Source organism: Plesiomonas sp. ZOR0011 (genome assembly GCF_000800945.1).
Lineage (GTDB): Bacteria > Pseudomonadota > Gammaproteobacteria > Enterobacterales > CAMTGL01 > Plesiomonas > Plesiomonas shigelloides.
Genome location: NZ_JRKB01000073.1, coordinates 160369 through 181454, shown reverse-complemented (window position 1 = coordinate 181454; position 21086 = coordinate 160369). Strand labels below are relative to the sequence as shown.

Below are 21086 nucleotides of genomic sequence, written 5' to 3'. Positions count from 1 at the left end.
CATGGGAAAAGCCGATGCGCTCAATCCTCTGGATGTGGAAAAAAACAGGCCGGTGGCGCCGACCTGTTATCGGGGATTGGGGTAACGCCCAGTTATGCTGCAAATTAGCCGCGATGGGTGGCCGCTTTCATGGCCTGAACAAACGCATGCAAGTGTTGCAGCATCTGCTCTGGCTGGGTTTGGTACTGTTCGATGATTTTCACCACCGCCGAGCCGGAAATAGCGCCTGCCGCGCCGGCATCCAGTGCTGCTTTGACTTGAGCTGGCTCTGCAATTCCAAAGCCGAGCAGGGCTGGCGGTGCATTATGATCGCGCAGCTGCGCCATAATGTGCTCCAGTGGCATCACGGCTTTTTGCTCAGCACCGGTTACGCCAGCGCGCGAGAGCAGATAGGTGTAGCCTTGTGAGCATGCCGCCACACTTTGCACGGTGGCACTGTTCGCATTCGGTGGGCAGATGAAGATGGTTTCGATGCCATGCGCTTGCGCCGCCACACGAAACGGCAGTGATTCTTCAACGGGCACATCGGCAATTAACACGGAGTCTACGCCGCTTTGTACACACGCAGCGTAAAACGCATCAATGCCGCGGGCATAGACCAAATTGGCGTACATCAGCAGCCCAATGGGGATTTTGGGATGGCGAGCGCGGATTTCGCTCAGCATAGCGAAGCACTGAGTTGGCGTGATGCCAGATTGCAACGCGCGCAAGCTGGCACCTTGAATGGTGGGGCCGTCGGCAGACGGATCCGAGAACGGAAAGCCCAGCTCTAGAGCATCGGCACCAGCTGCAATCAAGGTGTCAATAATTGCCAGCGATTGTTCACGGTTGGGGTCGCCCAGCGTAACAAAGGGGACAAATGCGCCTTCATGGCGTTCGGCCAGTGTCTGAAACAGTGTTTGATAACGGCTCATTGCATCACCCCGCGCGCTTGCAAAATTTTGTGAACGGTAAAAATATCTTTGTCGCCACGACCGGAAAGGTTAACCACCAGCAATTGCTCTTGCTGCGGATTTTCGCGTGCCATTTTCAGGGCATGCGCCAGCGCATGTGAGGATTCCAGCGCGGCAATGATCCCTTCGTGCCGAGCAATTTCTTGGAATGCGTCTAACGCTTCGTCATCGGTGATCGACACATAATCTGCGCGGCCAATGCTATTCAGGTGTGCATGCTGCGGGCCCACGGAAGGGAAATCGAGACCGGCAGAGATGGAGTAGGACTCTTCAATTTGTCCTTCTGTGTCTTGCATGATGGGGCTTTTCATCCCAAAGAAGATCCCCACTTTGCCATGCTTGAGTGGCGCACCATGTTGGCCGCTCGCAATGCCGAGTCCACCTGGCTCGACACCGATGAGGCGCACGGAGGTTTCATCGATAAAGTCCGCGAACATGCCGATGGCGTTGGAGCCTCCGCCGACACAGGCGATCACAGCATCCGGCAGTCGGCCTTCTTTTTCCAGAATTTGGCGCTTGGTTTCTTCACCAATCATGCGCTGAAATTCACGCACAATGGTGGGGAAGGGATGAGGGCCTGCCGCCGTGCCCAATAAGTAGTGTGCGGAGGCATAGCTGGCAGACCAATCGCGCATTGCTTCGCTGCAAGCATCTTTTAAGGTTGCCGAGCCTGAGGTTACCGGGATCACCTCTGCGCCCATCAGTCGCATGCGAAATACATTCGGCGATTGACGTTCCACATCTTTCGCGCCCATGTAGATGCGGCATTTGAGTCCGAGCAGCGCGCAGGCCAGCGCGGTGGCGACGCCGTGTTGTCCGGCACCGGTTTCTGCGATGATCTCGGTTTTGCCCATGCGACGCGCCAGCAGGGCTTGTCCCAACACTTGGTTGGTTTTGTGCGCGCCGCCGTGCAGTAAATCTTCGCGCTTGAGGTACAGCTTAGTGCGCGTGCCGGCGGTGAGATTACGGCACAGGGTCAAGGCGGTCGGGCGTCCGGCGTAGTTGACCAACAGGTCGTGCAGTTCAGCTTGAAACGCAGGATCTTGGCGAGCCTCAATGAACGCTTCTTCCAGCTGCTGCAAGACAGGGATCAAAATCTGGGGGACGAACATCCCGCCAAATTCACCAAAATACGGATTAAGCTTGGTCATGCTGAAACTCCCTGCTGACGTAAACGTGAGAATACGGTACTGATTTTGTCCTGACTTTTGATCCCCGGCGCGCTTTCTAAGCCGGAGTTAAAATCGAGGCCTGCGGCACCTAAGTGCTGCGCTGATTCGGCGTTATCGGGGTTTAGACCACCGGCGAGCAACACGTTGTCGAGTGGTAACCCTTCTAATAACGCCCAGTTAAAGGTGCGTCCGGTGCCGCCGAACTGGCCTTGTGCTTCGCTGTCGAGCACATAGCGATCGACATCCGGCAGATCCAGTTTAGGGGCATGCTCGCCCACGGGCAGCGCTTTCCAAATTTGGCACTGGGTCGGTAATGTTTGCCGTAAGGCGTGGATATACGCCGCATCTTCACTGCCGTGGAGTTGCACCGCATGTAAACCTAGGCGCTCAACGGTCAGTGCGATGGTTTCTGGTTTGGCGTTGCGAAACACGCCAACGTATTGCAGCGGTGCGGCGGCTTGAATGGTTTTTGCTGTGGCAATATCCACATAGCGCGGCGATTTGCCAACAAAGATCAGCCCGCCGTAGTAAGCGCCGGCTTGATAGGCGGCCAGGGCATCTTCAGGGCGCGTCAAACCACAAACTTTGTTTTCCCCCAGCAGCACGCGGCGCACCGCTTGATTCAAATCAGGCTCGGCCATCAGGGCGCTACCAATCAAAAAGCCATGTGCGACTTGCCCGAGTTGACGGATCTGGCGATGTTGGTGGATACCGGATTCGCTGATCACCAGCACATCTGGCGGTAACATGGCGGCTAATTCAACCGTGCGCGAGGTATCAATGCTCAAATCCCGCAGATTGCGGTTATTGATGCCAACTACTCGCGCCCCGAGAGTCACCGCGCGTTCGGCTTCTTCTCGATTGCTCACTTCAGTCAGCACGCCCATGTGTAGGCGATCGGCCACCGCGTGCAGCGTGCGGTAGGTTTCATCATCGAGCACAGACAGCATCAGTAAGATGGCATCGGCTTGATGATGGCGTGCCAGATAAATCTGATATGGGTCAATGATGAAATCTTTGCACAAGACAGGTTGGCGCACTTCTTGTCTGACTTGCGGTAAAAACGCAAAGCTGCCCTGAAAGTATTTTTCGTCAGTCAGTACCGAAATGACCGAAGCATAAGGTGCGTAGACCCGAGCAATTGCTGCGGGATCAAAATCAGCGCGGATCAGCCCCTTAGAGGGGGAAGCTTTCTTGCATTCCAAAATAAATGCCGGTCGGTTTTGGCGTAGCGCCGCATAAAAATCCCGATCGCTGGGGTGAATATCCAGAATAAAGCTTTCCAATGGCTGCGCGCTTTTTTGCTGCGCAATCCAATGGTGTTTGTCGGCGACAATGCGGCTTAATACAGTCTCTTTCATCCTTAACCTCGGGCTGCAAGAAGTTGAACTTTGCGCAGGGCCTGATCTCCGGCCAGCACAGCTAATGCCTGTTCTGCATTGTGCTTGAGATCCTCGTGCCCGAATAGCCGCAGCAGTAAGGCAACGTTAGCTGCTACGGCATGACGTTGTGCGGTAGTGCCTTGTCCTTGCAGTAATTGCGTGAGAATGCGCGCATTTTCACCGGCATCGCCACCACGTAAGCTCTCCAGTGGCGCAGCGGTTAAACCAAAATCGTCCGGCGTTAAGGTATAGGTGTGGATATCACCGTCGCGCAGCTCAGCTACTTGGGTTGGGCCATGCAGTGCCACTTCATCTAGGCCGCTACCGTGGACCACCGCGGCGCGCGTAAAGCCCAATTCGCGCAGTGTTTCGGCAATCGGTAACAGCAGCTCTGGCGAGTAGACACCCATTAATTCCAACGGTGGACGCGCAGGATTAATCAAGGGGCCGAGCACATTAAAGATGGTGCGTGTTTTTAGCTGCTGGCGCACCGGCATGGCGTGGCGCACGCCGCCGTGGTATTGCGGCGCGAATAAAAAGCACACGCCTAAGTCATTCATGGCTGCACGTGCTTGCTCGGCCGGTAAATCAATGCGAATACCCAGTGCACTTAACACATCAGAAGAGCCGGTTAAGCTCGATACGCTGCGATTGCCATGTTTGGCAATGCGAACATCACAGCAGGCGGCAACAAATGCGCTGGCGGTGGAGATATTGATGCTGCCGCTGCCATCGCCGCCAGTGCCGACGATATCGGCAAACAGATAATCTGGGCGTGGGAACGGCTGGGCATGGGCCAGCAGCGCTGAAGCCGCGCCGGCGATCTCTTGCGGCGTCTCGCCACGCACTTTCAATGCGATCAAGACTGCAGCCAGCAATTCTGGCGGCATAGCGCCTTGAATGATGCTGTCAAACAGAGTGTGGCTTTCGTCGCGCGTTAAGCTGTCGCGGCGGAATAATTTGTCCAGAATGGCTTGCATCGTCTATTCCTTCTTCGAGCAGTTCCGTATTCGGTCGGTGTCGTGATTCGGGCTGTTGAGCTAGCCTCAAGCTGTTGGGATGGCGCTCTTGGCGCTGGCCCAACGCAGTGCATTCGCCAGCAAGACAGCACCTTGTGTGGTGAGAATCGACTCCGGATGGAACTGGAAACCGCAGACGCGATCGCTATCTTGGCGAATAGCCATCGGGATCCCTTGATATTCCGCGCAGACCGTCAGTGTGCTCGGTAGATTGCTACCGGCTAGCGAGTGGTAACGGGCCACGGGCAGTGGTTGTGGCAGGCCGGCGAACATGGCTTGCCCGTCATGGCTAATAGCGGAGGCTTTACCGTGAATAATCTCACCGGCCGTGCTGACGGTGCCGCCATAAGATTCGATCAGGGCTTGATGGCCAAGGCAGATGCCGATAATCGGTACGTGTCCTTTGACGTCTGCAATCAAGGCTGGCATGCAGCCCGCCGCACTCGGTGCTCCAGGCCCTGGCGAGAGCACTAAGACGGCGCTCGATTGCTGGTTTAGCTCACGTAATTGCGCGGCGATGTGCTTGGCATCGACACTGTTACGAAATACGGTGACTGGGCATCCGAGTAAGCGGAATTGGTCGACTAAGTTATAGGTGAACGAGTCAAAGTTATCGAGTAGCACGACATGCGGCATCGCAGCGGTATTGACGTTGGACATCATGGTGCCGGATACAGTGGCCGATGAATTTAGCATGATGATGCCTCCTGTACGTTGGTCTGCCCGAGCAATGCTGCTTGGCTCTGCGGCACTGATTCGTGCAGCGTAAATTGATGAGCGCGGGCGATAGCGCTGATCACCGCTTGTGCCTTAGCGCGGGTTTCGTCAGCTTCGGCTTGTGGCACCGAGTCGTACACCACACCGGCACCGGCTTGCACACAGGCGATACCATTTTCGACATAGGCTGAGCGGATCACGATGCAGGTATCCAGATCGCCTTGGCCATTCATGTAACCCACTGCGCCACCGTAACTGCCGCGGCGAGTTTGTTCGGTTTGGTAAATCAACTGCATCGCGCGAATTTTGGGCGCGCCGGTCAGGGTGCCCATGTTCATGCTGGCTTGATAGGCGTGCAGGGCATCAAGATCACTACGCAGAGTGCCAACAACACGTGAGACTAAATGCATGACGTGGGAATAGCGGTCGACGTGCAGCAGATCGGCCACATAGCGGCTACCCGGTTCGCTGATCCGGGCAACGTCATTGCGTGCCAAGTCAACCAGCATCATGTGCTCGGCCAGCTCTTTTTTATCCAGCCGTAAATCCAGCTCCAGTCGGCTATCCAGATCGCGGTCTATTTCGCCTTGTGCAGTTTTACCGCGTGGACGGGTGCCGGCGATGGGGTAGATTTCGACTTGGCGGGTATCGGCGCTGAATTTCAAGGCACTTTCCGGGGAAGCCCCAAATAGCGTGAACAGCGGATCTTGCAGGTAAAACATGTATGGGCTGGGGTTACTGCGCTTGAGTTCGCGGTAAGCCGCTAACGGGTGTGGGCACGGCAAGCTGAAACGGCGAGACGGTACGACCTGAAAGATATCGCCGCACAAAATATGCTGCTTCAGCGTTTGCACGGTGGCACAAAATTCCGCATCCGATTGGCTAAGGTGCAAGTGGGCGATGCTCGCTTCTGGTGCCTGCGCCGGCGCTGGCAAGTGGTGCAGCTGTTGGTTGAGCTGCAATAAGCGGTCACTTAAGCGCTGTAGCTCATGCTGGCAGTGCGCAAATAAAGACGCCTGCAGGTGCGCTTGGCGGTGCTGGTGGTCGATGATCAGCAACGTTTCGGCCACATAAAGGCAAAAATCAGGGCATTGCTGCTGGCTTCCCACCTCGGGCATTGGCTCGAATTGGGCCGCTAAATCGTAGGCGAACAGTCCACCGATAAACAGGGCATGCGGGTGCTGAGGGTTAAAACTCAAGCCGTGCAGTAACGCGCGCACGCTGTCAAAAACTGACAAACTTTTCAGCCGTGAATCTTCATCTTGCGCCGTTGCGGAGTGGGCGGCTCCTGTGGGAAAGCGTAGCGTAAGCGCAGCAGGCTCACGCTGGGCATCCACGCTGTCTGGTAGCGTGTGTTGCAACACATCCAGCAGGCGGCGTCCGTTATCACTGTGCGCCTGCACGTTGACCTGATTCCCTCGACACACAATGCGCAATGCGGCATCAATCAGCAGCAAACTTTTCAGGTTTTCCTTGCTATCAATTTCAGCTGAATCCAGCAGTAAGCAGGCCGCTTGTTCGGCGCACAGAGCCTGAAAAATCAGGGTGGGATCCTGATGATACGGAACATCGCGCTGTAAAATCTGAATCAGTGAGGCCATATCGTTTTATTCCTTTAATACTTCTGTTATCTCGTGGCGCGTATAAACACGCATAAAAAAACCCGCAAAGTGCGGGCTTGATGGTGTGACGAGCTGAGTTAACCTCAGGTACGTGCCACAACGCTGCCCGCATAGGTATCACGCCACCAACCTGCCAGAGGTAGAGTGCAGATAGTTGTGTGGTAGTGGCGGACGAACAGCGTTGACATAACAGACTCCTCATTGGTCACAGCAGCAAGAGTGGGTGTGGTGCCGGGTGTGTTACACGGTTATTCGGCATGCCAAACTTGCTTGGCTTGTGTACTATTAAGCTGATACGAGTGGGTGTTGTCAATCCCTGATTGTGAGTTTTTATTATAAAAACGCTGCGATGGTGTTAGTGACGGGTTGTTTTACTGTTTGGCTGCGTGATGTGTCACAACCTCAGGGGTAACGAATATCCGTTTGCATTGTACCGTTTGAACATCATTTTGTTTGGGCGGCGAGTAAGGGATGTGTGTTATAAGGCTGCTGTTAATTTTTTGGAAAACGGAAATGAGTCATGACCGACAACGCAGAACGCGGCGTAGAGCAGGGTGCAGAACAGCGCGCAGGACAGAACTTAGTGCCTTTGTTTGATTTACACAGCCACAGTCAGGCTTCTGATGGCAGTTTATCGCCGGAAGAATTGGTCCTACGGGCAGCCGAGCAAGGCGTTACCGTGTTGGCGTTGACTGATCATGATACGGTGGGCGGGTTAGACGCGGCCCATCACGCCATTGCGCAGCATGCGCTTGCGCTGCGTTTGATTAATGGCATTGAGATATCCACCTGTTGGGAAAATATCGAAATTCATATTGTGGGTTTGGGCATTGCGCCAACGCATCCTGAATTGCAGCAATTGATTGGCGAGCAGCAGCAAAAACGTACCGAGCGCTCGGAAGAGATGGCGCGCCGTTTGGAAAAACACCGCATTCCTGATGCCTTGGCAGGAGCGCGTAAATATGTGCAAAGCGGCAGTGCAATTACCCGAGCTCACTTTGCCCGTTACCTGATGGAGCTGGGCGTAGCGTCCACCATGCAAGGCGTGTTTAAGAAATATCTGGCAAAAGGGAAAATAGGATATGTTCCGCCGCAATGGTGTACAATAAATCAAGCAATTAGCGTGATTCACGCTGCTGGCGGACAGGCCGTGCTGGCTCATCCGGGGCGCTATGGTTTATCGGCAAAATGGCTGCGAAAATTGTTAGAGACATTTTCGCAAGCCGGCGGTGATGCCATGGAAATTGCACAGTGCCAGCAGGCCCCGCAGGAGCGGGCTCAACTGGCGGCGTATGCAAGAGAATTTAATCTGCTGGTTTCACAGGGATCTGATTTCCATCAGCCTTGTTCGTGGATCGAGCTGGGGCGGAAATTGTGGCTACCAGCAGACTGCACGCCGGTGTGGCATCAGTGGCCAGACTCTGACACACGGCAGGAGGAATAATATGAGCCAGTTTTTTTACATTCATCCCGATAACCCACAAACGCGTCTGATTAACCAGGCGGTGGCTTTGCTGCGCGAAGGCGCGGTGGTGGTGTACCCGACCGATTCGGGCTATGCCATGGGCTGTATGCTGGGCGATAAGCATGCGATGGATCGAATTGTACGCATCCGTCAATTAGACCCAGAGCATAACTTTACCTTGGTGTGTCGCGATCTGTCTGAGATCTCGTTGTACGCACAGGTCAGTAACTCCGCCTTTCGCTTGATCAAAAATAACACGCCGGGCGCTTACACCTTTATTTTGAAGGCGACTAAAGAAGTGCCGCGCCGCTTGATGACGCCAAAGCGTAAAACCATTGGTCTGCGGGTGCCTGATAACAATATTGCGCAAGCCTTGTTGGAAGCGTTGGGTGAGCCGTTGATGTCCACCTCGCTGATTCTGCCGGGCAATGATTTTACTGAGTCTGATCCAGAAGAGATCCGCGATCACTTAGAACATCAGGTCGATTTGATCATCAACGGCGGTTACCTTGGCCAACAGCCTACCACCGTGATTGATTTGACCGAAGATGCACCGGTTATCGTGCGTGAAGGGGTTGCCGATAGCGCGCCATTTCATTGATGCGCGGCGGTGCATCAGGTATGATGCTGCCCCCTTTGGGTAAAGCCTCAATCGGGCAGCTTACCGAAACGAAATCCGAAACGAAACACACTAGCGACGCCTGTGAAGGCGACAATGAGAGGTTGGCTCAATGAGCGAAAAACTGCAAAAAGTATTGGCCCGTGCCGGTCACGGTTCCCGACGTGAAATTGAAGCAATGATCGAGCAGGGACGTGTCAGTGTCGATGGCAAAGTAGCGACACTCGGTGATCGTGTTGATACTCGCCAACCGCTGAAAGTGCGTATTGACGGTCATATTGTTTCCATCAAAGAAAAAGACGAAGTGATTTGTCGCGTTCTGGCGTACTACAAGCCGGAAGGTGAGCTTTGTACGCGTAAAGACCCGGATGGTCGTCCGACCGTATTCGATCGTCTGCCACGTATGAAAGGGGCGCGTTGGATTGCCGTAGGCCGTCTGGACGTGAATACCTCAGGTCTGCTGCTGTTCACGACCGATGGTGAACTGGCGAACCGTCTGATGCACCCAAGCCAAGAAGTTGAACGTGAGTACTCTGTACGTGTGTTTGGCGCGGTGGATGATGCCATGTTGCAACGTCTGCGTCTGGGCGTGCAGTTGGAAGATGGTCCGGCGTCCTTTAAGTCGATCAAGTTCCAGGGCGGTGAGGGTATCAACCAGTGGTTTAACGTCACCCTGACCGAAGGCCGTAACCGTGAAGTGCGTCGTCTGTGGGAATCACAGGGCGTGCAGGTGAGCCGTCTGATCCGTGTGCGCTACGGTGACATCAAGCTGCCTAAGCTGGTGCCGCGTGGTGGCTGGGCAGAGCTGGAACTGAAAGATGTGAACTACTTGCGTGAGCTGGTGGGTCTGAAGGAAGAGACTCAGACCAAAGTGGCGGTGGAGCATCAGCGTCGGACCAAGAATCCGAACCAGATCCGTCGTGCAGTGCGCCGTCATACTCAGCAACAGCAGCAGCGCCGTCCGCGTCGTCCTGCTTAATTGGATATGCAAATACAGCGAACAACAAAAATACCCGCAATTGGCGGGTATTTTTTTATCAGCACTAATTAACGATTATCTGTGGTCAGCGCTTACTGAGCGGGATCAGGATAGTTACCGCTGGCATCCAGTTGTTGTGCTGGATGTGCGTTACTGGCCGGAGCGGGTGAGGCGGCATTGGTGCTGCCATTCTCACTCTGCGCAGGTTGATTCGTCACGCTCTGCCAGACTTTTTTGCCTTGCAGCATCATGCCATCCCACGACGATTTTAACTGATTTTCTGCTTCTGCGCGGGCCGCTTTATTCTCCGGTGCATTCCATGTGTTTTGCACGTTGCCAATGGTGGTGTCTACAGAGCTTTTCACCGAGTCATACTTTTGCTGCAGTTGCAGCTTTTCACTGGTTTTGTCCCAGCCGGTTTTGACTTGTTCGGCAGCCTTGTCGACCGAGTTACGCGCCGCATCGTATTTTTGCGGCAGCTCTAGCTGCTCACTGGTTTTGCCTGCCCACTCTTTGGTGGTATCCGCTGCTTGCTCCAGTGCTTCAGTAGACGTCGCTACCGCCTGATCATACTGACGAGAAAGGGTTTCGGCATGTGCGGTTGCTATGCTGCCACTGAACAGCATTAACACAGCAATCAGTAATTGACGGTTCATAGAGTAACCTCACGGCTTTTATGATGTTCTGTCATTTATGACCACGATTTTAGGCCGAGATTCCCGTAGTGGCAGGATTTTGTGCGGTGATTATGTAAGCTGATTTGTCTAATTAATGGGGAAGCGGTATTACATGATACCGCTTCCCTTGATGCCGGTTATGCTTAGTTGATGAATGCGCGCTGTAAAACGCAGGTGTGAAAGCGCAATACGCGTGCTCTTAGCGCGCGATTCCCGGTAAACGATTAGGCTGCGCATCAAAACTTTGGCCGTTTTCCTGTTTGCTGTCATCGCCCATCAAGTAGAGGTAAACTGGCATGATCTCAGCGGCGGTTTTCAGTAATTCTGGATTTTCCGCAGGGAAAGCTTTGGCGCGCATTCCGGTACGGGTACCGCCCGGATTGATGCAATTGACTCGCACTTGCGTGTTTTCCAGCTCATCGGCCAGCACTTGCATCATCCCTTCGGTTGCAAATTTGGATACCGCGTAGGCTCCCCAAAACGCACGCCCTTTTTTCCCGACACTCGACGAGGTGAAAATCAAGGAAGCAGACGGAGCCGCATGCAGCAGTGGCAGCAAGGCTTGCGCCAGTAAAAACTGCGCCGTGACATTCACTTGCATCACTTCCCGCCACGTTTTCTCATCATATTGGGCAAGCGGTGACAGCACCCCCAAAATACCGGCGTTCAGCAGCGCACCATCAAGGCGACCAAATTGTTCGCGAATTGACTCGGCAATCTGCTGATAATGCTGACCAGTCGCGCCCATCATATCCAGGGCGATGATGGCTGGCTCTTGGCCGCCTTGCGCCACAATGGCATCGTAGGTCGCTTCCAGTTTGCGCACCGTTTTACCCAGCAGGATCACCGTTGCACCATGACGGGCATACGTGAGTGCGGCTTCCTTTCCGATCCCATCTCCGGCACCACTGACCAGAATAATACGGTCAGTCAGTAAGTTTTCAGGGGCTTGATAATCCACGTAATACCCTCTTTTGACAGTCAGACAATGACTCATTGTTAATATTTGCGCATTGTAACCTGATTGTGACGTAATCGCGACATTGGGCATTGGCCAAGCATTTGTTAGGATGTACACAGGATATGCCAAATAAATAAGGTGAACTGTGGAATTTCTTTATCAATACGGTGTTTTTCTGGCCAAATCACTCACCGTATTTGCGGTTATCGGTGGATTACTGTTGCTGGTGTTTGGTTTGGCGCAGCGAAGCAAACCGGGCAAACGCGGTGAGTTGCAGGTAACCGACCTAGGCCAGCAATACCGTGAACTGGTGGATGAGCTCAAAGAGATGCGCTTGGATGAGCATGCGCTGAAAACGGAGCGTAAAAAGCAGAAAAAAGAGGAAAAAGCGCAGGAAAAGGCACGTAAAAAGGCCGAAAAGATCGTTGAAAAAGAGGGCGCTGAGCGCGAAGAGGGTAAGCCTTGTGTGTACGTTCTGAATTTTAAAGGCAGCATGGATGCCCATGAAGTGGCGTCATTGCGCGAAGAGGTCACCGCGGTGTTGGCGATTGCCTCTGAGCGAGATGAAGTGCTGGTACGCTTGGAAAGCCCAGGCGGTGTGGTGCATGGTTATGGGTTAGCCGCATCGCAGTTGGCACGGTTGAAAGCCAAAGGGCTGAAAGTTACAGTCGCCGTGGATAAAGTGGCTGCCAGTGGCGGTTACATGATGGCCTGTATCGCGGATCATATTGTGTCGGCACCTTTTGCGATTATCGGCTCTATTGGCGTGGTGGCGCAGATCCCCAACATCCATCGTTTACTGAAAAAACATGATGTGGATGTGGAGCTGATGACGGCGGGTGAGTATAAACGTACGTTGACCATGTTGGGTGAGAATACCGACAAAGGCCGTGAGAAGTTCCGTCAAGAGTTGGAAGAAACCCATCAGCTGTTTAAAGACTTTGTGTCTCAATATCGCCCTTCTTTGGATATCAACAGTGTGGCGACCGGTGAACACTGGTTCGGCCAGCAGGCGCTGGATAAAGGCTTAGTGGATGAAATTGCCACGAGCGATGATGTGTTGCTGCGCGAAATTGCCGAAAAAGATGTGCTAGAAGTCCGCTATATTTTGCGGAAAAAGCTTACAGACAAACTGGCCCACAGTGTGGAAGAGGGCGCTGATCGCCTGCTGCTACGCTGGATGCAACGCGGACAGCGTCCACTGCTGTAAGACAACGTACGACAAAATGTAATGCGTTGTGGCTAACCTGCTCCGGTATGGCTACTGCCATATCGGAGCGGGATGTGGTTTACTGCATCCATAAGAATATGCGTGCAGAAGTCATTTCCTCGGCTTGAATCTGCCGGGATCAAAACATGCTGTGCACTTATCCAATTGATTAATTGAAATAAAGGTCACCGTGATGTACTGGGCGTGGTTGGTGTTGTCGTTTCGCGGCCGGATTTCAAGGATGCAATTTGGTTTGGGATTAGGGTTTGCCGTTGGGGTGATGCTGTTTTTCCACGGTCTGGGCGGGTTTGTTACGCTGCTATGGCCGGGGATGGACTTAAACTGGATGGATGCCAGTTTGGCCGTATTTATGGTCTGCGCCTTACTGGCCTTACTGGTTAAGCGACTGCGCGATGCGGGGTTGAGCGCGTCATGGTTATGGCTGAATGTGTTGCCTGGTGGGGGAACATTATTGCTGCTGTGTGTGGTGCTAATTCGCGGCACTGTGCCTGCATCGGCGAACCAGACGGGCATTTCTGCATCATCAGTGAGTCAATCTAGCGCTCTATCTATAACGGATGCTACAACGGATGCGTTACAACAGCGTCGCGTGTGAATAACCCGCCGCCAGCGGTTCACGATGGTGATATCGCTGCGCTGTTGGCGGGGCGCTGATGGCCGGATGTGCTAAGCCGGTGTTATGTCGGCGTCATCCCGCAGGGCGCTTTAGTCAATCAGAATGTATTTCTCTGACAGACGGTGCGCCAGATGCTTGAACATGTTGAATACTGCGGTGCTTTTTCCGGTAGGCATGCCTTTCTCATCCAGAAAGTAGTTACCACGGAAAATCAGCACGCCATTTTTTTGCTCTACATCATCAGCATGCATGCCGTGCATAAAATCTTCGTGTTCCGCAATCATCTTGTTTGCCAGCTCCAGCATGGCGGCACGGGTGATTGGTTGTTTTTCGTCAGTATGAGTAGCAGAAGACATCGTCATTTTATTTCCTTGTACAGCGGTGTAACACAAACAGCCTCTATTCTAGCATGACTGCGGTCACTCGCATGCCTGACGTTAATGATTCCACTATTTCACCATTCACCATTCACCATTCAATTACTCCTCGGCGGAGTGTCCGACTTGCTGAAAGCGATAGAGGCTGCCCAAGTGCAAAATTTGTGTCAGTTCGTCTAGGGCGCGGCATGATTCGTCCAGCAAGGCCGGATCGCGCAAGTCTGACAGAGTCAGTCGGTCGCGATAATGCTTGTTCACCCAATGTGTGAGTTGATCGATTTTCGCGTTATCAAGCAGGCAATGGGGCTGAACGGCAGCCATCTCATCGGCAGTGAGTACTACGCGCAAGCGCAGGCAGGCGGGCCCGCCGCCATTTTGCATGCTTTGGCGCAAATCCAGATAAGTGATCTGACTGAGCCGCGGATAGCGCTCTGGCAAAGCTTGCAGATAGGCACGGATGACCGGATGTTCTTGGCATTCGTAAGGCGCGATCAGGGCCATGCTTTGGTCCGGCAAGGTCACTAATTGTGAGTTAAACAAATAACTTTGTACTGCATCGGTTACGCTCACTTGTTGTTCTGGAACTTCGATAAAGGCGATATCTGCAGCGCTTAAACGTTCTGTTACCGCTTGTTTTAGGCTTTCGGTCGCCAAAAAGGCCTGTTGGTGGTAAAACAGGACGCTTTCATTGCCCACGGCAATAACGTCGTTATGAAATACCCCCTGATCAATGACTTGCGGATTTTGCTGAATGAATATCGCATTATCATGATCTAAGCCGTGTTGACGAGCGATGGCCTGTGAGGCCTCCAGCGTTTGTCTGGCAGGAAAACGGTGCGGGAAAGTGCGGCTTTCATCAAAAAAAGAACGCCCGTACACAAAAATGTGAAGACCTGACATTCCATGCGTGGGGCATATTCGGGTATGGTTGGCCGCACCTTCATCGCTGAACATATCATGCGGTGGTAATGCGGGATGATGAGTAAAGTACTTGTCATCCGCAAAAACGGCACGCAGAATGCGCGCTGTTATTTCTGATTCCAATGACCGATGAAATTTATTCAGCAAATTGGCTGGGGTAAAGTGTACTTTCCCATCATGGCTATCGGCGCTGGGGGTAACAGTAGCAGCGTTCGCCGCCCACATGGATGAGGCAGAGCTAACAGCGGCCAGCAAGCGCGGATTATACTGATAGGCTTTCTCCAAGATTTGGGCTCGGCTACCCGAAAACCCTAAATGGCGTAGCGCGCTCAGTAATGGCCGCTCGTGCGGAGGCAAAATGCCTTGCGCCAACCCTAGATTTAGCATCAGGCGCATCTTTTCTAGCCCTTGCAGCGCGGCTTGGCGCGGGTTGGAAGGGTGGTGAGCAAAGTGCGTAGATGCGATGTTACCGGCAGAAAGTCCAGCGTAGTTATGCGTCGGGCCGACTAATCCGTCGAAGTTGATTTCGCAACTGGTGTTCCGTGGTCGTGGCATAGGCAGTCATCCTGTCAGTGACAACCAGCATAGGGACATTCACGCCTAGGGAAGCGCTCTCGTTCTGTGTCATGCGATGTGGCATGCCTTCTTGAAGGAATAACAGTAGTCTTGGTTTTGTGCAAGTTGCACGGTCAGGATTGTATAGGTACTAAACAACAAATCAGTGGATAACGAAAAAGAGGTTGATCTCCTGAGTTTGTACCGCAATATAAATAAGAGACATTTTTACGGGCCAGCAGCTTACAGTGAGCGATGCGGTCGGAAAGGATAAATTTAGGTAATCACCACTATGGGTAAATCGCTCGTTATCGTAGAGTCCCCTGCGAAAGCAAAAACAATTAACAAATATTTGGGTAGCGATTTCATCGTTAAGTCCAGCGTGGGTCATATCCGCGATTTACCGACCAGTGGTTCGGCTTCGACCGCCGCTAAAAAAGCGCCGGTAAGCACTAAGGGCCTGTCACCGGAAGAAAAAGCGATCGTCACCAAGAAAAAAGAACGTGATTCGCTGATCTCTCGCATGGGGATTGATCCTTACCATGACTGGAAGGCGCATTATGAGATCCTGCCAGGCAAGGAAAAGGTGGTTACCGAACTGAAAACCTTGGCCGAAAAAGCCGATAAAATTTACCTCGCAACGGACTTGGACCGCGAAGGGGAAGCCATTGCTTGGCACCTGCGGGAAGTGATCGGTGGCGATGACACACGTTATCAACGTGTGGTGTTTAACGAAATTACCAAAAATGCGATTCAGCAGGCGTTTGAAGCGCCGTCTGAGCTAAATCTGGATCGCGTTAATGCTCAGCAAGCGCGTCGTTTCCTCGACCGCGTGGTGGGCTATATGGTTTCGCCACTGCTGTGGAAAAAGGTTGCGCGTGGTCTGTCAGCAGGTCGTGTGCAGTCAGTTGCGGTGCGTCTGGTGGTAGAGCGTGAGCGCGAAATCAAAGCGTTTATCCCAGAAGAGTACTGGGAGCTGCATGCAGATTTGAATGTGGGTGAAACTCCACTGCGCATGCAAGTGACGCAGCGTAACGGCAAAGCCTTCGAGCCGGTTACCGGTGAAGAAACTGCGGCAGCGGTTTCTTTGTTGCAACGTGCGCAATACGTGGTGGCCGAACGCGAAGATCGCCCGACCTCCAGTAAGCCATCCGCGCCGTTTATCACGTCAACATTGCAGCAGGCGGCCAGTACACGTCTGGGCTATGGCGTGAAAAAGACCATGATGCTGGCGCAGCGTCTGTACGAAGCCGGTCACATCACCTATATGCGTACTGACTCCACAAACTTGAGCCAAGATGCGCTGGGTATGGTGCGTGGTTACATCGAATCGGAGTTTGGTGAGAAATACTTGCCAACCAATCCGGTGGTGTACTCAAGCAAAGAGAACGCTCAGGAAGCGCACGAAGCTATTCGTCCTTCTGATGTCAATGTACTGGCCGAACAGCTCAAAGACATGGAGCAAGATGCGCAGAAGCTGTATCAGCTGATTTGGCGTCAATTTGTGGCTTGCCAGATGATGCCAGCCAAATATGACTCCACCACTTTGCTGGTGTCGGCGGGTGAATTCACCTTGAAAGCTAAGGGCCGTACTCTGCGTTTTGATGGTTGGACTCGTGTGCAACCGGCGATGCGTAAAAATGACGAAGATCAGACTCTGCCGCACGTCGAGCAAGGTCAGATCTTGAGTATGATCGCACTGGATCCAAGCCAACACTTTACCAAGCCGCCAGCACGTTTTAGCGAAGCGTCATTGGTAAAAGAGCTGGAAAAGCGTAGTATTGGCCGCCCGTCAACGTACGCAGCGATTATCTCTACCATCCAAGATCGTGGTTATGTGCGTGTTGAGAACCGCCGTTTCTACGCCGAGAAGATGGGTGAGATTGTTTCCGATCGTCTGGAAGAGAACTTCACCAAGCTGATGAGCTACGATTTTACTGCTCATATGGAAGGTGAACTGGATGATGTGGCAAACGGCAAAGAAGAATGGCGTCAGGTTCTGAATCGCTTCTTTAAAGATTTCACCTCGCGCTTGGAAGTAGCCGAAAAAGATGAAACCGAAGGTGGCATGCGTGCTAACCCAATGGTGCTGACGGACATCGATTGCCCGACATGTGGCCGTCAAATGGGGATCCGCACGGCGACCACAGGTGTTTTTCTGGGCTGCTCTGGCTACGCGCTGCCACCGAAAGAGCGCTGCAAGACCACCATCAACCTGATCCCAGAAGCTGAGCTGCTTAACATTCTGGAAGGGGACGTGGCCGAGACCAACGCACTGATGGCGCGTCGCCGCTGTGCAAAGTGTGGCACGGCGATGGATAGCTACCTGCTGGATAACACCCGTAAACTGCATGTGTGCGGTAATAATCCAAGCTGTGATGGCTATGAGATTGAAACCGGCGAGTTCCGTCTCAAAGGCTATGATGGTCCGGTGATTGAGTGCGACAAGTGTGGCGCTGAAATGCACCTGAAAGTGGGCCGTTTCGGTAAATACATGGGTTGTACTAACCCAGATTGTAAGAACACCCGTAAGATTTTGAAGAGCGGTGAGATCGCGCCGCCGAAAGAAGATCCTGTACCTCTGCCAGAGCTGGCATGTGAAAAATCGGATGCATATTTCGTGCTGCGTGATGGTGCGGCTGGTGTGTTCTTGGCGGCTAATACCTTCCCGAAATCGCGCGAAACACGTGCTCCGCTGGTGGAAGAGTTAGTCCGCTTTAAAGAGCGTTTGCCGGAAAAACTGCGCTATTTAGCCGATGCCCCAGTAGCCGATCCGGAAGGTAACAAAACCACCGTGCGCTTTAGCCGCAAGACTAAACAGCAGTACGTGGCATCCGAAAAAGAGGGTAAAGCGACCGGCTGGTCAGCATTCTATGTTGATGGCAAGTGGGTTGCTAAAGAAAAGTAATCATCCGGATGGGCAGCTAGTTGCTATACAGCACAGAGCTCATCCGTTAGATAACGCTCACTTCGTATAAATAATGGCCGGTTTCCCGGCCATTGTTGTTTCTATAGCTTCGCGTTTCTATGGTTTCTATTGAGTGTGAGGCCGTGGGTTCGTGCATGGATGCCTTAAGGTGGTAAGCGTTGTAGTCTTACTAGACCGGCATAACACGGTAACTCCTCCCTTCAATGGCTCGCCTAATCCTGCGCACACAACTCATTGCGACAATAAGAATATCTTTTGTGGTATACCGGCTGGCGTTAATGCCAGCACGCGCGTGAAGTTCGCATGGGATACGTCAATACAGGGATGATGCTTTGCGTGGGAATAAGAAAGCAAAAAGCCGCAAAGCGGCTTTTTAAATGATGAGGTAATTTACAAAATACATTACAGGTCGTGAGGGAAGTCAGATTATTGTCATTATGGCGTTATTATTCTGACTCTTTATAGATTGCTGTGCGGATAATTTATCCTTATGTAGCAAATATCCCTACTACGATTCGGTAATTACCATTTTTTCTTCGGCTGGAACAATATATCTAACTCATCGGTTTCTTTCTGACGGTTTTGTTTATCCAGCTTATTCTTTATTTCGTTCTGATGACGATTAATTTCTTCGATATCAGCCAGCATTCGCGAAGTCATTTTCTCGGCGTAATCATCTTCATATTTCGCCAGTGCATTGAGACCTTTAGTCAGCAGTTGTTTGGCATTAGACCACTGATTGGCTGTTAAGGCTTCACGGGCGCGCTTGTACAGATTGTCGATATTAATCATCAACTGCAGACGCTCTAAGCGCTGGTTTTCCGTGATAAATGAGCGCGTTTCCATACGGCCATAGCCATGCTCGGCGCGGATCACGGCACGCAGACGACGGATAAGTTTAAGTAATGCCAGCGCTTGCTTATCGTTTTCTGGTTGCGTGAAGCTGCTTAAGTCTTGACCTTTAAAGGATTGTTTTGATTGTTCGATCTGACTTTGCGTGGCAATCACTTGTTGGGCCAAATCGGCATTCTTATTGTCCAGTGCAGCGAGGCCTTTAATGGCGGTAAAACTGCGAACCTGCAGGCAAAGCAGCAGGTCTTTACTGAAGGGAATGATATTGATTTGGGAGAGCAGTTGGTCTGTCTCATCAATGATTGCTTTTAATTTTTGTGACTCAATTTTCTTTTCGTGTTCAATTCTTGCTCGGTTTTGCACAATAACGTTATAGCCAATAACGAGGAGTAAAAGAACACCAAGCAAGACGAAAAACAGCATTAAGTTCATAGACGGTGCTCTGAATCTGTAATTTTAGTAAAAACTCTGTCAAAGATACACGATCATGGGATTTCATGATAGTGGTTGTGTTTCTATTCTTGTACATGCATACAGAAAAACAAGCGATAAATCAGATTCTCAAAATCTGGTATAGGCTTATGCGCTATTCGCATGGCAATTTTTTGCTTTTATTAATAAACTGTATGTCAAGAGTATGCGCTGTTGGGAACTGGGCATACTTGCAAAGGTTGTATCGGCAATAATGCCAATAGAGTTAAAGGAATAACGGTTGAGTTGGCTATGAAATTACAACAGCTTCGATATATTGTAGAAGTGGTTAACCACAATCTGAATGTCTCTTCTACGGCAGAAGGGCTGTACACCTCACAGCCGGGGATCAGCAAACAAGTTCGGATGTTGGAAGACGAACTGGGCATCCAGATTTTTGAGCGCAGTGGTAAACACCTGACGCAGATAACACCTGCTGGACGCGACATTATCCGTATTGCGCGCGATATTCTGGCCAAGGTGGAAAGTATCAAGTCAGTGGCGGGTGAACATACTCATCCTGAGCGCGGAACGCTCAACATTTCCACTACTCATACCCAAGCACGCTATGCGCTGCCGAAAGTGATTAAAGCGTTTATCGAGCGCTATCCGAAAGTCTCTTTGCACATGCATCAGGGCACGCCGGCGCAGATTTCTGAAGCGGTGGCCAAGGGCGCAGCAGACTTTGCGATTGCCACTGAAGCGTTGCATCTGTATCACGATCTGGTGATGTTGCCATGCTATCACTGGAATCGCTCGATTGTGGTGTCGCCGAATCATCCGCTGGCGCATAAATCGCAAATTACCATCCATGATCTGGCGGCGTATCCGCTTGTCACTTACATCTTTGGTTTTACGGGGCGCTCTGAGCTGGACTCAGCCTTTAATCGCGCTGGGTTGACGCCGCGTATTGTGTTTACCGCGACCGATGCGGATGTGATTAAAACCTATGTCCGCTTAGGCATTGGGGTCGGTGTCATTGCCTCGATGGCGGTAGATCCCGCGCTGGATAAAGATCTGATCGCCATTGATGCGAGCCATATCTTCGATGCCAGCACCACTAAAATTGGGTTCCGTAAAGGCACCTTCTTGCGTACCTATATGTACGATTTCATGCAGCGTTTTGCTCCGCACCTGACCAAGGATCTGGTCAATACTGCGATTTCATTACGCTCGAATGAAGAAATCGAAGAGATGTTTGAAGACATCAAACTGCCGGTGCGCTAAGCACAGAGCACTACACCGCACGTCTAATACGCACGCACAGGTGGCCTGTCATAGGCGCTTGTGCGTTGGCGTTTTCTAATCCCAACTTCACTTCTTATTTTTGTCTTTTGTCTTAGGCTCCTCCGCGCATTTACGCTCATTTTTGCTTACTGATAATTGTTGATTTGTGCGCATTGTTACTCGGTTATCAGGCTATGTGCGGAGTGAGAGAGCAGTCGCGTGAAATAGTCATTGGCGAGCCGATAACGAGCGACTAAGATACGCGCGTTTTCAATCACAGCGCCGTGAATAGCATCAGCTTCGAATACCTGTTTTTGGTATTTGGCGCGGGTGAACATGAG

The 21086-nt window shown here is 52.1% G+C and carries 18 protein-coding genes; 7 read left to right on the top strand and 11 right to left on the bottom strand.

The genetic code is table 11. The annotated features are described in order from the left end of the window. Window positions 1–104: 104 nt before the first annotated feature. The 6 genes from trpA to L975_RS14220 all read right to left on the bottom strand — a co-directional run bounded on the left by trpA (window position 105) and on the right by L975_RS14220 (window position 6844). Window positions 105–914 carry a tryptophan synthase subunit alpha gene (gene trpA / locus L975_RS14245; protein ID WP_047709107.1) on the bottom strand — a complete coding sequence of 270 codons (810 nt, stop codon included), beginning with the start codon at window positions 912–914 and terminating at the stop codon, window positions 105–107. Continuing rightward, window positions 911–2104, bottom strand: a complete 1194-nt coding sequence (gene trpB, locus L975_RS14240) for a tryptophan synthase subunit beta (protein ID WP_047709106.1) — start codon at window positions 2102–2104, stop codon at window positions 911–913. The genes trpA and trpB overlap by 4 nt, the downstream gene beginning before the upstream one ends. Beyond that, complete coding sequence (gene trpCF / locus L975_RS14235; protein ID WP_010863950.1) at window positions 2101–3486, bottom strand: bifunctional indole-3-glycerol-phosphate synthase TrpC/phosphoribosylanthranilate isomerase TrpF; 1386 nt, start codon at window positions 3484–3486, stop codon at window positions 2101–2103. The genes trpB and trpCF overlap by 4 nt, the downstream gene beginning before the upstream one ends. 2 nt (window positions 3487–3488) lie before the next feature. Beyond that, entirely contained in the window at window positions 3489–4487 is a 999-nt protein-coding gene (trpD, locus tag L975_RS14230) for an anthranilate phosphoribosyltransferase (RefSeq protein WP_047709105.1), read from the bottom strand. Window positions 4488–4553: 66 nt separating this feature from the next. Further along, a complete protein-coding gene (locus L975_RS14225) occupies window positions 4554–5162 on the bottom strand; it encodes an aminodeoxychorismate/anthranilate synthase component II (RefSeq protein ID WP_047709136.1) in 609 nt (202 codons plus the stop codon). A gap of 53 nt (window positions 5163–5215) precedes the next feature. After that, window positions 5216–6844: an anthranilate synthase component 1 gene (locus L975_RS14220; RefSeq protein ID WP_072033079.1), complete on the bottom strand. Its 1629-nt coding sequence runs from the start codon at window positions 6842–6844 to the stop codon at window positions 5216–5218. Between the two features lie 541 nt (window positions 6845–7385). On the opposite strand from L975_RS14220, the gene L975_RS14215 reads away from it, so the two are divergent. The 3 genes from L975_RS14215 to rluB all read left to right on the top strand — a co-directional run bounded on the left by L975_RS14215 (window position 7386) and on the right by rluB (window position 9928). Continuing rightward, the gene (locus L975_RS14215; protein ID WP_081995710.1) at window positions 7386–8309 is read left to right on the top strand and encodes a PHP domain-containing protein; all 924 of its coding nucleotides are present in this window, start codon (window positions 7386–7388) and stop codon (window positions 8307–8309) included. Between the two features lies 1 nt (window position 8310). Next, window positions 8311–8931 (top strand): L-threonylcarbamoyladenylate synthase, encoded by a 621-nt coding sequence (locus tag L975_RS14210; RefSeq protein ID WP_047709104.1) that lies wholly within the window; start codon window positions 8311–8313, stop codon window positions 8929–8931. A gap of 130 nt (window positions 8932–9061) precedes the next feature. After that, a complete protein-coding gene (rluB, locus tag L975_RS14205; protein ID WP_010863944.1) occupies window positions 9062–9928 on the top strand; it encodes a 23S rRNA pseudouridine(2605) synthase RluB in 867 nt (288 codons plus the stop codon). Between the two features lie 92 nt (window positions 9929–10020). Here the strand turns inward: rluB and L975_RS14200 are convergent, their stop codons facing one another. Further along, complete coding sequence (locus L975_RS14200) at window positions 10021–10584, bottom strand: hypothetical protein (RefSeq protein ID WP_047709103.1); 564 nt, start codon at window positions 10582–10584, stop codon at window positions 10021–10023. 220 nt (window positions 10585–10804) lie between these two features. After that, complete coding sequence (locus L975_RS14195) at window positions 10805–11566, bottom strand: YciK family oxidoreductase (protein WP_039044874.1); 762 nt, start codon at window positions 11564–11566, stop codon at window positions 10805–10807. Window positions 11567–11711: 145 nt separating this feature from the next. On the opposite strand from L975_RS14195, the gene sohB reads away from it, so the two are divergent. Both sohB and L975_RS14185 read left to right on the top strand, forming a co-directional pair. Next, window positions 11712–12776, top strand: coding sequence for a protease SohB (gene sohB / locus L975_RS14190; protein ID WP_047709102.1), 1065 nt, complete (start codon window positions 11712–11714; stop codon window positions 12774–12776). A gap of 193 nt (window positions 12777–12969) precedes the next feature. Beyond that, a complete protein-coding gene (locus tag L975_RS14185; protein WP_081995709.1) occupies window positions 12970–13392 on the top strand; it encodes a DUF805 domain-containing protein in 423 nt (140 codons plus the stop codon). A 110-nt stretch (window positions 13393–13502) separates the two neighbouring features. Here the strand turns inward: L975_RS14185 and L975_RS14180 are convergent, their stop codons facing one another. Together L975_RS14180 and astB are read right to left on the bottom strand one after the other, a co-directional pair. Next, window positions 13503–13769: a YciN family protein gene (locus L975_RS14180; protein ID WP_039044963.1), complete on the bottom strand. Its 267-nt coding sequence runs from the start codon at window positions 13767–13769 to the stop codon at window positions 13503–13505. Window positions 13770–13892: 123 nt separating this feature from the next. Beyond that, the gene (gene astB / locus L975_RS14175) at window positions 13893–15266 is read right to left on the bottom strand and encodes an N-succinylarginine dihydrolase (RefSeq protein ID WP_047709100.1); all 1374 of its coding nucleotides are present in this window, start codon (window positions 15264–15266) and stop codon (window positions 13893–13895) included. Between the two features lie 292 nt (window positions 15267–15558). Between astB and topA the strand changes: the two genes are divergently transcribed. Next, window positions 15559–18174 (top strand): type I DNA topoisomerase, encoded by a 2616-nt coding sequence (gene topA / locus L975_RS14170; RefSeq protein WP_047709099.1) that lies wholly within the window; start codon window positions 15559–15561, stop codon window positions 18172–18174. 543 nt (window positions 18175–18717) lie between these two features. Here the strand turns inward: topA and L975_RS14165 are convergent. After that, window positions 18718–19479, bottom strand: a complete 762-nt coding sequence (locus tag L975_RS14165) for a hypothetical protein (RefSeq protein WP_010863936.1) — start codon at window positions 19477–19479, stop codon at window positions 18718–18720. 291 nt (window positions 19480–19770) lie between these two features. Between L975_RS14165 and cysB the strand changes: the two genes are divergently transcribed. Next, entirely contained in the window at window positions 19771–20745 is a 975-nt protein-coding gene (gene cysB, locus L975_RS14160; protein ID WP_010863935.1) for an HTH-type transcriptional regulator CysB, read from the top strand. The last annotated feature ends 341 nt before the right edge of the window (window positions 20746–21086 follow it).

Excerpts from the sequence above, each read along its gene's own strand:
- trpA (WP_047709107.1), bottom strand. The coding sequence starts at position 914 with ATGAGCCGTTATCAAACACTGTTTCAGACACTGGCCGAACGCCATGAA.
- trpB (WP_047709106.1), bottom strand. The coding sequence starts at position 2,104 with ATGACCAAGCTTAATCCGTATTTTGGTGAATTTGGCGGGATGTTCGTC.
- trpCF (WP_010863950.1), bottom strand. The coding sequence starts at position 3,486 with ATGAAAGAGACTGTATTAAGCCGCATTGTCGCCGACAAACACCATTGG.
- trpD (WP_047709105.1), bottom strand. The coding sequence starts at position 4,487 with ATGCAAGCCATTCTGGACAAATTATTCCGCCGCGACAGCTTAACGCGC.
- L975_RS14225 (WP_047709136.1), bottom strand. The coding sequence starts at position 5,162 with ATGCCGCATGTCGTGCTACTCGATAACTTTGACTCGTTCACCTATAAC.
- L975_RS14220 (WP_072033079.1), bottom strand. The coding sequence starts at position 6,844 with ATGGCCTCACTGATTCAGATTTTACAGCGCGATGTTCCGTATCATCAG.
- L975_RS14215 (WP_081995710.1), top strand. The coding sequence starts at position 7,386 with ATGACCGACAACGCAGAACGCGGCGTAGAGCAGGGTGCAGAACAGCGC.
- L975_RS14210 (WP_047709104.1), top strand. The coding sequence starts at position 8,311 with ATGAGCCAGTTTTTTTACATTCATCCCGATAACCCACAAACGCGTCTG.
- rluB (WP_010863944.1), top strand. The coding sequence starts at position 9,062 with ATGAGCGAAAAACTGCAAAAAGTATTGGCCCGTGCCGGTCACGGTTCC.
- L975_RS14200 (WP_047709103.1), bottom strand. The coding sequence starts at position 10,584 with ATGAACCGTCAATTACTGATTGCTGTGTTAATGCTGTTCAGTGGCAGC.
- L975_RS14185 (WP_081995709.1), top strand. The coding sequence starts at position 12,970 with ATGTACTGGGCGTGGTTGGTGTTGTCGTTTCGCGGCCGGATTTCAAGG.
- L975_RS14180 (WP_039044963.1), bottom strand. The coding sequence starts at position 13,769 with ATGTCTTCTGCTACTCATACTGACGAAAAACAACCAATCACCCGTGCC.
- astB (WP_047709100.1), bottom strand. The coding sequence starts at position 15,266 with ATGCCACGACCACGGAACACCAGTTGCGAAATCAACTTCGACGGATTA.
- topA (WP_047709099.1), top strand. The coding sequence starts at position 15,559 with ATGGGTAAATCGCTCGTTATCGTAGAGTCCCCTGCGAAAGCAAAAACA.
- L975_RS14165 (WP_010863936.1), bottom strand. The coding sequence starts at position 19,479 with ATGAACTTAATGCTGTTTTTCGTCTTGCTTGGTGTTCTTTTACTCCTC.
- cysB (WP_010863935.1), top strand. The coding sequence starts at position 19,771 with ATGAAATTACAACAGCTTCGATATATTGTAGAAGTGGTTAACCACAAT.